General features: G+C 69.4%; 14 protein-coding genes. 1 reads left to right on the forward strand and 13 read right to left on the reverse strand.

Annotated features, from left to right (window positions below):
- Positions 1 to 12 precede the first annotated feature (12 nt).
- The 13 genes from INT49_RS03445 to rpsB form a co-directional block, all read right to left on the reverse strand.
- Positions 13 to 606, reverse strand: a complete 594-nt coding sequence (locus INT49_RS03445) for an AAA family ATPase (protein ID WP_193116314.1) — start codon at positions 604 to 606, stop codon at positions 13 to 15.
- Between the two features lie 78 nt (positions 607 to 684).
- Positions 685 to 1,527 (reverse strand): GNAT family N-acetyltransferase, encoded by an 843-nt coding sequence (locus tag INT49_RS03450; protein ID WP_193116315.1) that lies wholly within the window; start codon positions 1,525 to 1,527, stop codon positions 685 to 687.
- Between the two features lie 6 nt (positions 1,528 to 1,533).
- Complete coding sequence (gene ispG, locus INT49_RS03455; RefSeq protein WP_193116316.1) at positions 1,534 to 2,697, reverse strand: flavodoxin-dependent (E)-4-hydroxy-3-methylbut-2-enyl-diphosphate synthase; 1,164 nt, start codon at positions 2,695 to 2,697, stop codon at positions 1,534 to 1,536.
- A gap of 158 nt (positions 2,698 to 2,855) precedes the next feature.
- Complete coding sequence (locus INT49_RS03460) at positions 2,856 to 4,205, reverse strand: M50 family metallopeptidase (protein ID WP_193116317.1); 1,350 nt, start codon at positions 4,203 to 4,205, stop codon at positions 2,856 to 2,858.
- Positions 4,202 to 5,485 carry a 1-deoxy-D-xylulose-5-phosphate reductoisomerase gene (dxr, locus tag INT49_RS03465; RefSeq protein ID WP_193116358.1) on the reverse strand — a complete coding sequence of 428 codons (1,284 nt, stop codon included), beginning with the start codon at positions 5,483 to 5,485 and terminating at the stop codon, positions 4,202 to 4,204. Before dxr ends, INT49_RS03460 begins: the two co-directional genes overlap by 4 nt.
- A gap of 17 nt (positions 5,486 to 5,502) precedes the next feature.
- A complete protein-coding gene (locus INT49_RS21365; RefSeq protein ID WP_193116318.1) occupies positions 5,503 to 6,051 on the reverse strand; it encodes a DivIVA domain-containing protein in 549 nt (182 codons plus the stop codon).
- A gap of 169 nt (positions 6,052 to 6,220) precedes the next feature.
- Positions 6,221 to 6,601 carry a DivIVA domain-containing protein gene (locus INT49_RS03475; protein WP_193116319.1) on the reverse strand — a complete coding sequence of 127 codons (381 nt, stop codon included), beginning with the start codon at positions 6,599 to 6,601 and terminating at the stop codon, positions 6,221 to 6,223.
- Positions 6,602 to 6,611: 10 nt separating this feature from the next.
- Positions 6,612 to 7,892, reverse strand: a complete 1,281-nt coding sequence (gene rlmN / locus INT49_RS03480; RefSeq protein ID WP_193116320.1) for a 23S rRNA (adenine(2503)-C(2))-methyltransferase RlmN — start codon at positions 7,890 to 7,892, stop codon at positions 6,612 to 6,614.
- Complete coding sequence (locus tag INT49_RS03485) at positions 7,889 to 8,794, reverse strand: phosphatidate cytidylyltransferase (protein ID WP_193116321.1); 906 nt, start codon at positions 8,792 to 8,794, stop codon at positions 7,889 to 7,891. The genes rlmN and INT49_RS03485 overlap by 4 nt, the downstream gene beginning before the upstream one ends.
- 28 nt (positions 8,795 to 8,822) lie before the next feature.
- The gene (gene frr, locus INT49_RS03490) at positions 8,823 to 9,389 is read right to left on the reverse strand and encodes a ribosome recycling factor (protein ID WP_193116322.1); all 567 of its coding nucleotides are present in this window, start codon (positions 9,387 to 9,389) and stop codon (positions 8,823 to 8,825) included.
- 153 nt (positions 9,390 to 9,542) lie between these two features.
- Positions 9,543 to 10,298: a UMP kinase gene (gene pyrH, locus INT49_RS03495; protein WP_193116323.1), complete on the reverse strand. Its 756-nt coding sequence runs from the start codon at positions 10,296 to 10,298 to the stop codon at positions 9,543 to 9,545.
- Between the two features lie 134 nt (positions 10,299 to 10,432).
- Positions 10,433 to 11,257, reverse strand: coding sequence for a translation elongation factor Ts (gene tsf / locus INT49_RS03500; RefSeq protein WP_193116324.1), 825 nt, complete (start codon positions 11,255 to 11,257; stop codon positions 10,433 to 10,435).
- 105 nt (positions 11,258 to 11,362) lie between these two features.
- Positions 11,363 to 12,319, reverse strand: coding sequence for a 30S ribosomal protein S2 (gene rpsB, locus INT49_RS03505; protein ID WP_193116325.1), 957 nt, complete (start codon positions 12,317 to 12,319; stop codon positions 11,363 to 11,365).
- A 549-nt stretch (positions 12,320 to 12,868) separates the two neighbouring features.
- On the opposite strand from rpsB, the gene INT49_RS03510 reads away from it, so the two are divergent.
- Positions 12,869 to 13,597: a murein hydrolase activator EnvC family protein gene (locus tag INT49_RS03510; protein ID WP_193116326.1), complete on the forward strand. Its 729-nt coding sequence runs from the start codon at positions 12,869 to 12,871 to the stop codon at positions 13,595 to 13,597.
- The last annotated feature ends 54 nt before the right edge of the window (positions 13,598 to 13,651 follow it).

Raw genomic sequence — 13,651 nt, forward strand, 5'->3', positions numbered from 1 at the left:
GGGCCGACCCCGTCAGGTCAGGGCGTGGAGCACCTGAGCTGCAGCGTCCTCCGGCCCCATGGTCGACAGATCCAGCGTGATCGCGTCCTCGGGCGGTGGCAGGACCGGCAGCTCGAGAAGATCGCGCAGCACCTCGGGGTCGGTGAGCTTGCTGCGCTCCGCGCGCCCCGGCGCGTCGATGCGTGCCAGAAGCGCCTCCGGCGACGCCGTCAGCCAGACCGGCACGAATCGGGCTCCGCGACGGCCAGCCAGAGCCCGCAGTCGATCGACATGCGCGGCGTTCCCGGGACCGTCGGGCAGCCAGATCGTGAAGACGTGGCTGAGTCCGGGCGGGGCCAGATGGGTCGATTCCAGGACGACGTCGAGGACCCGGCCCCGCAGCGCGTCGGTATCGGCCAGCTCGACCCCGAGACCACGGCCCAGGCCCATCGGGACGAACACCGCGTTGTTGACCAGGTGGTTGTCGACGACGATCGCGCCCGTCCTGCGCCCGATCTCCGTGGCGACGCTCAACTTGCCGACCGCCGGGGGCCCGACCAGGAGGATGAGGTGGCCGCCGGGAAGGTCGACGTCGTGTGTTTGGTGCCGCCGATGGTTCTCGCTCATCTGAGCAGGCTAGGCATCCCCGTCGCTCCACACCACCGGATTTCCCGGTTCCGTACCGGCGCAGAACACTCAGAACACTCAGAACAGGATCGTGGTGAGCTCGCCGATCTGGTGGAATCCGGCGGCGGCATAGGCGCGGCGGGCCGGTTCGTTGAAGTCGTTGACGTACAGGGTGACCTGCGGAGCGTGGTCTCGGCGCACCTGTCGCACCAGGTCCGCCATGGCCGCACGGCCCACGCCTCGCCCCCGCTGATCCGGTCGCACCCACACTCCGTGGATCTGGGCGACGGGACCGAACAGGGCGCCGACGTCGGCCTTGAACAGCACCTCGCCGTCCTCGATGATCACGTAGGTCCGGCCCAGGTGGATCAGGTCATCGATCCTGGTCCGGTAGGAGCGGCCGCCGTCGCCGAGCAGGGGATCGATGCCGACCTCCTCGCGGAACATCGCCACGGCGGCCGGGAACACCGCTCGCTCCTCGCCCGGCAGCGCCGCCCGCAGCTGCGAAGCACCGGACATGACCTCATCCTGCGCGCTGAGCAGCGGCTGGCTCCACCGGTACTCGCGCACATCAGGACCCCAGCCCGGCGCGAGGTGCTGCCACATCGCCTCGACCGCGGCGCGGTCGCCGACCACGGAGCTGGCCCGCCGGTTCCGAGCCGAGAGGAATCTTCCGAACTCTCCCAGGGCGAGACCGGTCGCCGACATCGGAGACAGGTTCACGCCGTGCCACAGCAGGCCGTCGGGCCGGGTCTCATCCCCTGCCAGCGAGAACTCCTGCGCCACGGAGGCGCTGCGGCCCACATCGCGCAGACGCGCACCGGCCAGGGCATTGGTCGCCGGGTCCCTCAGGGCATGCGCGATCGCGACGTCCAGCCCCGCGGGACGAACTGCTCGAACCCGCCCTCCGCGACGGAACACGCGCGATCAGCTCACAGAGACCGACGGGGCACCGGGCGCCTCGGCGTCTTCACCCTCCATCTCGGCGGCGATGCGGTTCGCCTCGGCCAGCAGCGTCGGGACGATGTCCGACTCGGGCACGGTCTTGATGACCTTGCCCTTGACGAAGATCTGGCCCTTGCCGTTGCCGGAGGCGACACCGAGATCGGCCTCGCGGGCCTCGCCCGGGCCGTTGACGACGCAGCCCATGACGGCCACACGCAGCGGCACCTCGAGGTGCTTGAGCCCCTCGGTGACCTCGTCGGCGAGCTTGTAGACGTCCACCTGGGCGCGGCCGCAGGAGGGGCACGAGACGATGTCGAGCTTGCGATCCTTGAGGTTCAGCGACTGCAGGATCTGGATGCCGACCTTGACCTCCTCGACCGGCGGGGCCGACAGCGACACACGGATGGTGTCACCGATGCCCTCGCTCAGCAGGATGCCGAAGGCGACGGAGGACTTGATGGTGCCCTGGAACGCCGGGCCCGCCTCGGTGACGCCGAGGTGCAGGGGCCAGTCGCCCTCCGCGGAGAGCTGACGGTAGGCCTCGACCATGATCACGGGGTCGTTGTGCTTCACCGAGATGCCGAAGTCGTGGAAGTCGTGCTCCTCGAACAGGGACGCCTCCCACTTCGCGGACGCCACGAGGGCCTCGGGGGTGACGCGGTCGCCCGTCATCATCCGCTGGTCGATGCTGCCGGCGTTGACGCCGATGCGCAGCGCGGTGCCGTGGTCCTTGGCGGCCTGGGCGATGTCCTTGATCTGATCGTCGAAGCGACGGATGTTGCCCGGGTTCACGCGGACCCCCGCGCAGCCAGCCTCGATCGCGGCGAAGACGTACTTCGGCTGGAAGTGGATGTCGGCGATCACCGGGATCGGGGACTTCGCCGCGATCGCCGCGAGGGCGTCGGCGTCCTCCTGCCGAGGACAGGCCACGCGCACGATGTCGCAGCCCGCGGCGGTCAGCTCCGCGATCTGCTGGAGGGTCGCGTTGATGTCATGCGTCGGGGTCGTGGTCATCGACTGCACCGTGATGGGTGCGTCGCCGCCGACGTAGAGATCGCCGAGCTTGACCTTGCGGGTCGTCCGCCGCGGTGCGAGGACCGGAGGCGGCGTCTTGACGGAGGGGATGCCGAGGCTCACTGAAGTCACCCCTCCATTATGGACTCGTCCCGACGCTCTGGAGGGTCAGGTGCGACACCTCCACCGCTCCTGCACGCCTGTCGTGGCGCGAGGCACATGGTTTCGGGGCACCGGATACGTTCCCGAGGCGGCATCCGCGAGGACCGACGTCGGTCAGGGACGCGGCGTCAGGGGAAGAGCGTGATGGGTTTGACGATGTCGGCGTAGAGCAGCAGCACCGTCATGAGGATGAAGATGATCGCGACCGCATTCGTCAGCGGCAGCAGCCGCGACATGTCCACCGGCCCGGGATCGAGCCGTCCTCGCCAGCGGGCGATCCGCCGCCGGACGCCCTCGATCAGCGCACCCAGGACATGCCCGCCGTCCAGGGGCAGCAGCGGCACCAGGTTGAACACGAACAGCGCCATGTTCAGCGACGCCAGCATCGAGATCAGGGTCGCGGCCTTCTCCTTGAGCTCGAAGCCCGGCTGGTCCGCGGAGGCGACCTCACCGGCGAGGCGCGACACCCCGACGACGCCGAGCGGGCCGTTGGGATCGCGCTCCTCGCTGCCGAACGCAGCCTGCGCCACGTCATATAGCCGCACCGGCAGGGTCAGGATGATCTTCCCCGTCTGCGTGAACGCGGACCACGCCATCTCCGGCACGAGCGCCGGCGACTGCGGAACCAGATCCGGGGTGCCCGAGACACCGAGGAAGCCGACCTGCTCGGTCATCAGGTCGCCGTTGGCGTCATAGACCGCGGCGCCGTCCGCATCGAGCACGGGACGGGCATCCACGATCGGGGTGGCCTCGAGATGCAGAGTCTCGCCGTCCCGCTCGACGACGACGGGGACGGTGCGGTCCCCGCTCGCCCGGATCGCCACGGTCACATCTGACCAGGTGTCGATCGGATGCCCGTCGATCTCCTGCAGCGTGTCCCCGGGGCGGATCCCCGCGGCGAGGGCCGGGGCCTCCTGCTCGCCCTCGCAGCCAGCATCGGCAGGGGCTTCGGCCGGGAGCACGCACTCCGAGACCGACTGCACCGTGGGGGTCACCGCGGGCAGTCCGATGCCGCTGACCATCACGGTCATCAGCACGATCGAGATCAGCAGATTCATGGTGGGCCCGCCCAGCATGACCACGAGCTTCTTCGGCACGGACAGCGCGACGAACGTGCGATGAGCGTCCTCCTGCCCGTATTGCGAGGACTCGAACTCCTTGGCGTCCTCGGACATCTGCGACATCTGCTGCAGGAATCCGGTGGAGTCCTCGCGGATGGTGCCCTCCGGCTCCCCCTTGTGCGGCGGGAACATGCCGATCATGCGGATGTACCCGCCCAGCGGGATCGCCTTGAGCCCGTACTCGGTCTCGCCGCGGGTGCGGGAGAGCACCGTCGGCCCGAAGCCGATCATGTACTGGGTGACGCGGACGCCGAACAGCTTGGCCGGGACCAGGTGGCCGACCTCGTGCAGAGCGATCGAGAGCGCGAGCCCGAGCCCGACCACGAGCACCCCGAGCGCGAACAGCGCGATGCTCATCGCTCGGTCTCGGAGCTCGCGGGGCCTGCGGGATTCGTGGGGTTCGAGGAGGTCGTGGAGACCCCGGGGATCTTCGTGGTTCCCTCAGAGATCAGGATGCGGGCGGTGTCGCGGGCCCAGCTCTCGACGGCGAGCACGCCGTCGACCCCGGCGGCGAGTTCGGCGCGGGGGCGCCCCGGATGCTCGAGGACGGCGCGGATCATCTCGACGATGCCGAGGAAGCTGAGGCCGCCCGTGAAGAACGCCTCGACGGCCTCCTCGTTCGCGGCGTTGTACGCGGCCATCGCTCCCCCGCCCTCACGATGCGCCGCCCGGGCGATCGAGATCGCCGGGAAGGTCACCTCGTCGACCGGCTCGAAGGTCCACGACTGGGCGGTTGTGAAGTCGAGCGAGGCGGCGAGACCGGGCAGCTTCTCGGGGTGGGCGAGCGCCCAGCCGATGGCGTGGCGCATATCGGGCGGGCTCGCCTGCGCGATCGTCGAGCCGTCGACCAGGGTGGCCATGGAGTGCACGATCGACTGCGGATGGACGACCACGTCGACGCGGTCCTCGGGCAGATCGAACTGGAAGCAGGCCTCGACGACCTCGAGAGCCTTGTTGACCAGGGTCGCCGAGTTCGTGGTGATCACGCGTCCCATCGCCCAGGTGGGGTGCGCGAGCGCCTGCTCCGGCGTGACGGCGCCGAGCTCGGCACGGCTCCGCCCGCGGAAGGGTCCCCCGGAAGCGGTCACGACCAGGCGATCCACCTGATCCGGACGCACCCCGGCGAGGGCCTGCGCGATCGCGGTGTGCTCGGAGTCGACCGGGAGGATCTGCCCCGGCGCGGCGGCGTCGGTGACCAGGTGGCCGCCGACCACGAGGGACTCCTTGTTGGCCAGGGCCAGGCGGGCACCGCTGGCGAGGGCGGAGAGCGTGGGCAGCAGACCGACGGAGCCGGTGATCGCGTTGAGCACGACGTCCTGCCCCCCGAGGGAGCCGGCGAGGTCGACGACCGCCTGCTGGCCGGCCTCGATCGAGGGTGCGGTGATGCCGGCCGCGCTGCAGGCGAGCGTCACGGCCCGCTCGACGGCCTCGGCACGCGCAGGATCGGCGACGACGAGCCGCTCAGGGCGGTGACGCGCCACCTGATCGGCGACGACATCCGGGCGCGAGCCGCCGACGGCGAGGCCGTGCAGTCGGGCGATGTCCGGATACCGGGCCAGGACCTCGAGGGTCTGGGCCCCGATGGAGCCGGTCGCCCCCAGCAGCACCAGCCGTCGCGCGGAGGGCGTACCGGTCATGACGCTCGGGGCCGCGATCACGGCACGGAGGCCATCACGTCCGCGACATGGTCGAGGTAGACGTCGACGACGGCCTCGCGGTAGCCCTCGGTTCCTCGGCGACGTCGGAAGGCGGCGCGACGCACGTCGTCGACGCTCATCGGCAGCCCGTCGGTGAAGTAGGCGACCAGCTGATCGCACAGTGCGTCGACATCCGTCCGGTCGTAGGACGGCTCCCCCTGCTCGGCCGGGGCGAAGCGCTCACCGGCAGGGCGCTCGAGACGCTCCTTGAGGGTCTCCGCCCGCTCGGTGAGCTGGGCGACCCAGACGTCCTCGCCCTTCTCGGCGATGGAGTCGTCACGGGACTGCAGGGCGAAGGCGTCGGAGAGGCGGTCCAGCGCCTCGTCCACGACGCGCATGTCATAGCCGCCGCGTTCCGTGCCGAAGCTCGCCGACGTGATGTCGCCGCCGCTGAACGCGGGGTCACGTCCCTCGTAGGCGGTGCGGGCGCGGGCGAGGAACTCGTCGACCTCCCGCATGTTGTATCCGACGCTGAAACGGGAGACGCGCTCGAACGATGTGCTCACCAGTGGATCCTTCCTCGGTGCTGTCGGTGTCCCACTGTAGCGGCGTGGGCGGTGGGGTTCGGGGAGGTGCGGTGCGTGGAGACGCGGTTCATGGGTGGACGGTTCATCGATGCGAGGTTCATGGGTGCGAGCGTCATGGGAATGGTCGTCATGGGAGTGGGCGCCTCGCTCAGCGACCGCCGCCGAAGAGCCGCGCGAGGAATCCGCGCTGCTCGGCCGGGTGGCTCCCTGCCGGCTCGGGCCGCGGCGGAGCAGCCGAGGGTGCCCGTGCGGCACCACGATCGCCTCGCACGGAGTAGTCGCGCGCCGGGTCGTACTCCATCCTGCCCTCGAGGAGCTCGATCGCGACCTGGTCGAGGAAGGCGTCGACCTCGGCCATGTCGTAGCCGGCCGCGAACCGCACGGGCGCGAACACGACCGTGCGGACGTCCTCCGCACCCAGCGAGCCGTCGCCGCGCCGGAGCGCCAGTTCCAGACGGTCGATGAAGGCGTCGACCGCGTCCATCTCATACGCCTCGGAGAACCTGCTCCGGGTGAAGGTGATCTTCATCGGTGGCTCGTCACTCGCCGGCGGCGACGGCCTCGACGCGCGCGATCCGCGCCTCGCGGTCCTCACGGTGCTCGTCGGTCTCGATGACCTCCGCCGCGAGCTGACCGCAGGCACCATCGATGTCGCTGCCGCGCGTGTCGCGGATGGTCGCCGAGATGCCGTTGTCCCGCAGGGTCTGCACGAACTGCTTCTCCACGAACGGATCCGACGCGGTCCACTTCGACCCCTTCACCGGGTTCAACGGGATCGGGTTGACGTGGATCCAATGCGCACCGCCCTTGGAGATCAGTCGATCGGCGAGGAGCTGGGCACGGTGCGCCTGATCGTTGATGTCACGGATCAGGGCGTACTCGATGCTCACCCGTCGGCCAGTGGTCTCGAAGTACTCGTAGGCGGCGTCGAGGATCTCGTCGATGTCGAAGCGCGTGTTGATCGGCACGAGCTCGTTGCGCAGCGCGTCGTCCGGGGCGTGCAGCGACACGGCGAGGGTGAGCGGGATCTTCTCCTTGGTCAGCTTCCGCACCGCCGGGGCCAGCCCCACCGTGGAGACGGTGATGTGGCGGGCGCCCATGCCGAAGCCCTCGGGCGTGGGCTTGTTCAACCGGTGGCACACGGTCGCCACGGGACGGTAGTTCGCCAGCGGCTCACCCATGCCCATGAACACGATGTTGGAGACCTTCCCGGTGCCGCCGGGCAGCTCGCCGTCGGCCAGCATCTTGTTGGCGATGCGCACCTGCTCGAGGATCTCGGAGGTGGACAGGTTGCGGGTCAGGCCCATCTGCCCGGTCGCGCAGAACGGGCAGTTCATGCCGCAGCCCGCCTCGGAGGAGATGCACAGGGTGACGCGGTCGCTGTAGCGCATCAGCACGGACTCGACCATCGAGCCGTCGAACAGCTTCCACAGGAACTTCTGGGTGGCCCCGTGATCGGCGGACTGCCGGGAGACCTCCGTCAGCAGCTGCGGGAAGAAGCGCTCCACGAGCGCATCCCGGCCGTCCTTGGGAAGATCGGTGAGGTCCTCGGGGTCGGTCGTGAAGTGCTCGAAGTAGTGCACGGAGAGCTGCTTGGCCCGGAAGCCGGGCAGGCCCATCTCCTTGACCGCTGCGACCCGCTCCTCCATCGTGAGGTCCGCGAGGTGGGCTGGCGCCTTGCCGCGACGCGCGGGGCGCAGCTGCAGCTGCCCCGGGGCAAGGGCGATCTTCTGACCGGGGACCGCCTCTCGGGAGAGGTCGGGGAGGTCCGCGTTCTTGGTGGACGCGGCCTTGTCGGTTCGTTCGTCGGCGCTGTTCATGGCAGCAGGACCTCCAGCATGATGTAGGTGGTGGGGGCGGCGAGCAGGATGGAATCCACCCTGTCCAGCACGCCTCCATGGCCAGGGAGCAGGTGCCCCATGTCCTTGATTCCGAGGTCGCGCTTCAGCAGCGACTCGGATAGATCGCCGCAGGTGGAGACGACCACGAGCACGACACCGAGGGCCGCGCCCGCCCACCAGGGGACGTCGAGCGCGAGCATCCCGAAGGTGGTCACCGAGGCGACACCCAGGATCAGCGAGCCGGCGAAGCCCTCCCAGCTCTTCTTGGGACTGATGCCCGGCGCCATCGGGTGGGAGCCGAACAGCACTCCGGCCACATAGCCTCCGATGTCATTGCCCACCGGGCCGAGCACGGCGAGCATCACGAGCAGCGGGCCCTGCTCCATCCCGAACAGGAGCAGCGTGAAGCTGCCCAGGAATGCCACCCAGGACAGTGCGAACACTCCCCCGGCCACGTCGCGCAGCGCCGTGAGACCCATCGATTCCGAGACCCGCCACAGGATGAGCACGCAGACCGCCACTGCGGTGGAGATCAGCAGTCCCTGGACGTCGAACACGACCGTCGAGATCGCCATCCCGATCACTCCGACGAGCACCGGGACGGCCGGGATCCGCAGGCCGCCGTGGGCGAGCGCGCGGGTCAGCTCGAGCACGGCGAGCACGACGATGATCGCGACGAGCACCGGGAACGCCTGGGGGACGACGAACAGCGAGACCAGCAGCACCCCGCCGAGCACCGCGCCGACGGCGATCGCGGCAGGAAGGTTCCGGCCCGGCCCTCGTCGCTTCGCGTGGTCGGGAGCAGGGTCGCCCGCGCCGTCGGCCGCCACGACGGTGGTCGTGGCGGCCGGGCGTGGGGTGGGATCCGAGTCCGTGTTCACTGAGCGGGCCGAGGCAGCGTGGGAGACCTCAGATGGTCTCGAGCTCGGTTTCCTTCAGACCGAAGGCCTCGTCGATCTGCTCGATGAACGACTTGGTCAGGTTCTCGAGCTCCTTCTCGGCGCGCGTGCCCTCGTCCTCGCCGATCTCCTTGTCCTTGACCAGCTTCTCGATGGCCTTCTTCGCGTTGCCGCGGGAACCGCGCACGGCCACTCGACCGTCCTCGGCCTTGGTCTTGGCGAGCTTCACGTACTCCTTGCGGCGCTCCTCGGTGAGAGCGGGCAGCACGACGCGCAGGTTGTCGCCGTTGTTGGTCGGGTTCACACCGAGGTCCGACTCGCGCAGAGCCGTCTCCACGCCCGTCGTCGCGGACTTGTCGTACGGGGTCACGATGACGGTGCGCGCCTCGGGGAACTGCAGCGATGCGAGCTGGTTCAGCGGGGTCGGCGCACCGTAGTACTCGACCGTGATGCCCTGGAACATGGCGGCATTGGCGCGGCCCGTGCGGATGGAGGTGAACTCATCCTTGGTGACGTCGACGGTCTTGGACATCTTGCCCTTCGCGTCCTTCAGGATGCTGGCGGTGTCGTCGCTCACGACTGCTCCTCGGTTCTCGGTGGGTGGTGATGAGGTCCATTGTCCCGCATCGTCGCGGCGGGATGGCTGATCAGGCGGTGCGGGCGTGCCGCACCCGGTGGGCGCCGTCGGCGGGGGCTCCGGGTTCCTCGGGGGCTCCCCACCGCTGACCGCTCAGTCGTGGGTGACGACCGTGCCGATCCGGTCTCCGCGCATCGCACGGGTGATGTTGCCCGGGGCGTCGAGCCCGAACACCATCATCTGCTGGGCGTTGTCCATGCACAGGCTGAAGGCGGTGGAGTCGACGACCTTCAAGCCGCGCTGGAGGGCGTCGTTGTAGGTGATGTGCTCGAGCTTCACCGCGTCCGGGTTGGTACGGGGATCGGAGTCGTACACCCCGTCCACCCCGTTCTTGGCCATGAGCACCTCCTCGCAGCCGATCTCGAGCGCACGCTGCACGGCGACGGTATCGGTGGAGAAGTACGGCATGCCGGCGCCGGCACCGAAGATGACCACACGGCCCTTCTCCAGGTGGCGCACGGCGCGCAGCGGGATGTAGGGCTCGGCGACCTGGCCCATCTCGATCGCGGTCTGCACGCGGGTGGAGACTCCGCGCTGCTCGAGGAAGTCCTGCAGGGCGAGGCAGTTCATGACGGTGCCGAGCATGCCCATGTAGTCGGCGCGGCGGCGATCCATGCCACGCTGGGAGAGCTCGGCGCCGCGGAAGAAGTTGCCGCCGCCGACGACGATGGCGCACTCGACGCCTTGGGCAACTCCTTCGGCGATCTCTCCCGCGACGCGGGAGACCACATCGGGGTCGACGCCGACGGCGCCTCCGCCGAAGGCTTCACCGGAGAGCTTCAGGAGGACACGACGTCCGTCCTCTCTCTTCGGGAGAACAGGTATCGGTGACGTGAACGTCTGGGTCATGTCGGTCCTTCCGCGCTGGGTCCTCGGCGATGATACCGGTGCGGCCCCGCACCGATGGTGCGGGGCCGCAGGGCGGTGGCGACGCTCACGCGCCGCGAGTGGGATCGGGTCCGCAGGGCCCCGTTCCCGGTGTGTCAGCCGCCGACGCGGAAACGGACGAAGCCGGTGAGCTTGCCGCCGGCGTTCTCGACGATCTGACCGACGGTCTGCTTCGGATCCTTGGCGAACGCCTGGTCGAGCAGGACGTTCTCCTTGAAGTACCCCTTGAGGCGACCCTCGACGATCTTGGTGATCGCCTTCTCGGGCTTGCCCTCGTTCTTGGCGGTCTCCTCAGCGATACGACGCTCGTTGGCGACGATCTCCTCGGGGACCTCCTCGCGGGTGAGGTACGCCGGGGAGAACGCAGCGATGTGCATCGCGACGTCGCGCCCGACCTCGGCACCGGCCTTGTCGGAGGCGACGAGGACGCCGACCTGCGGGGGCAGGTCCTTGTTGGTGCGGTGCATGTACGAGGAGACGGCCTCGCCGGAGACGCGACCGATGCGACGCACCAGGATCTTCTCGCCCATGGTGGCGCCGGCGTTGGTCAGCGCCTCGCCGAACGAGGTGTCGGCGAGCTCCTCGGGCTCGTTCGCGCCGGACTCGACGGCCGCGGCCACGGCCTCGTCGCCCAGGGCGACGAACTTGTCGTTCTTGGCCACGAAGTCGGTCTCGGAGTTGAGCTCGACCAGGGTGCCGGTCTGGCCACCCTCGCCATCGCGCACGTCGACGGCGATGAGGCCCTCGGAGGCGGTGCGGCCTTCGCGCTTGGCGATGCCCTTGAGACCCTTGACGCGGATCATCTCGACGGCCTTCGCCTTGTCGCCGTCGGACTCGTCGAGAGCCTTCTTGACGTCGAGCATGCCCGCGCCGGTGGACTCGCGGATCTCCTTGATGTCTGCTGCCGTGTAGTTGGCCATGTTCCTCTTCCTTCTAGGAGCTGATGTCTGGAGGGAGGGGCGGCGGCGAGCGCCGCCCCGTGGAGGGGCCCGGGGACGCCGAGGGCGTTCCCGGGCCCGCTATGGTCACTCGGCGGCGGGGGCCTCGGTGGACTCCGCAGCGGGGGCCTCGGTGGACTCCGCGACGGGGGTCTCCTCGGCCGGCTTCTCCTCGGCGGGGGCCTCTGCGGCGGGGGTCTCCGCAGCAGCGGTCTCCTCAGCGGCGGCCACCGACTCCTCGGCCGGTGCGTCCTCCTGCTGGACCTCGGACTGCTTGAGCAGCTCCTGCTCCCACTCGGCCAGCGGCTCCGCGGCGACGGCGGAGACGTTCTTCTCGCCACCGGTCGACTTGGCGTGACGCTCCTGCAGACCAGCGGCCACCGCGTCGGCGATGACCCGGGTCAGCAGGGCGACGGAGCGGATCGCGTCGTCGTTGCCCGGGATCGGGTAGGTGACCTCGTCGGGATCGCAGTTGGTGTCCAGGATCGCGACGACCGGGATGTTGAGCTTCTGCGCCTCGTCGACGGCCAGGTGCTCCTTGTTGGTGTCCACGATCCACACGGCGGAGGGGGCCTTCGCCATGTCGCGGATGCCGCCCAGGGTCTTGGCCAGCTTGTCCTTCTCGCGACGCATCATCAGCAGCTCCTTCTTGGTGCGACCGGAAGCGGCCACATCCTCGAAGTCGATCTGCTCGAGCTCCTTGAGGCGGTTCACGCGCTGCGAGACCGTCTGCAGGTTGGTGAGCATGCCGCCCAGCCAACGCTGGTTCACGTAGGGCATGCCCACGCGGGTCGCCTGCTCCTGGATGGGCTCCTGAGCCTGCTTCTTGGTGCCGACGAACAGGACGCTTCCGCCGTGGGAAACGGTCTGCTTGACGAAGTCGTACGCCTTGTCGATGTACGTCAGCGTCTGCATGAGGTCGACGATGTAGATGCCGTTGCGCTCGGTGAAGATGAAGCGACGGACCTTCGGGTTCCAACGACGGGTCTGGTGACCGAAGTGGACGCCGCTCTCCAGGAGCTGGCGCATGGTGACGACTGCCATGATGGTGTCCTCTGTTCTCAGGCCTGGGCTCGCACGACTCGCTGGTAGGCGTCCGTGGTCATCGCGCAGGGCCTGCATTCTCGGTTGTTCCTCCACACCGGACGGTGCGAGGCCTGGTGCCCGGGAGCACCGATCGCCCCGACTGTGCCCTGCACCGTGGTGCGGAGCGGCCGAGGACCGTTGATCGGCGGACCCTGATGGGCACGCGAAGTCATCCGGACGGACCGGATGCTCCCAGAAGTCTATCCGACGTCCCACCGCGGTCGAGCGCGGGATGCATCACCTTCGTGTCGTGTCGGGACGCGTGGCGCCATGTCGCGCCGTGTCGGGACGCGTGGCGCCGTGTCGGGTCGTGACGGAACGCGTGTCGCGTCGCGTCTGCACCAGCAGGACTGGCCGATAGGACTGGCCGGCAGGTCGGGCTCGCAGGACGGTTCGACGAACCTGGCCGACCATCGGGCCTGCGGACCGATCCTCCCCAGAGGGCGCTCATCCACAGTCTCTGCTCCAGTCCGGACACCACGAGTCGCGCACACGAGGATGCGGAGCATGACAGCTCGCCCTATCCCGCCTCGACCGCCCCTCTGCCCGCGTCCGGTGCTGCGAGCGCTGCGTGTCCTGCTGGTGGTGCTGTGCCTTCTGGTGTCCTTCTCGCTCGCCGGTCCTGCTCGTGCAGAGCCCTCGAGCCGCTGGCAATGGCCGACCCCGGCTCCGCACGAGGTGGCCGCCCCGTTCGAGGCTCCCCCGCATCGCTACGGTCCGGGTCACCGCGGCATCGACATCCGCGTGTCCGGGGAGGGGGCCGAGATCCGTGCGGTGGAGGCCGGGACCGTACGGTTCTCCGGGAAGGTGGCAGGGCGAGGGGTCGTCTCGGTGATGCACGCCGATGGGCTGATATCCACCTACGAGCCGGTCGCCGGCTCGGTCGAGGAGGCCCAGGCGGTCGGTGCCGGTGACGTGCTGGGGACGGTCGCCGATGGTGAGGCCTCGCATTGCCCTGCGGAGGTCTGCCTGCATCTGGGTGCTCGGCGCGGTCAGGACTATCTCGACCCGCTCCTGCTGCTCGGGGGCAGAGGTCCCAGCGTCCTGCTCCCCTGGGCCGGCGCTGCGACTCCGAATGGCTCGAGGGGCCCGACCGGCGCGCTGGCCGTTCGGGCGGCCCCGTCGGCCGCAGGTGTCCGGCCCTCCGCGAGCGCTCCGTCATCGACCGCCTCCCGGGCGAAAGGCCCTGGCACGACGAGCACCCGTGGGAGGGCGCAGCCTGTCCTGGCTGCGTGAGAGCGCACGGAACGGAAGCATCCCGACGAACGGCCCGCCGCGATGCGCGCGGCT

It is taken from the genome of Brachybacterium tyrofermentans (assembly GCF_014897585.1).
Lineage (GTDB): Bacteria > Actinomycetota > Actinomycetes > Actinomycetales > Dermabacteraceae > Brachybacterium > Brachybacterium tyrofermentans.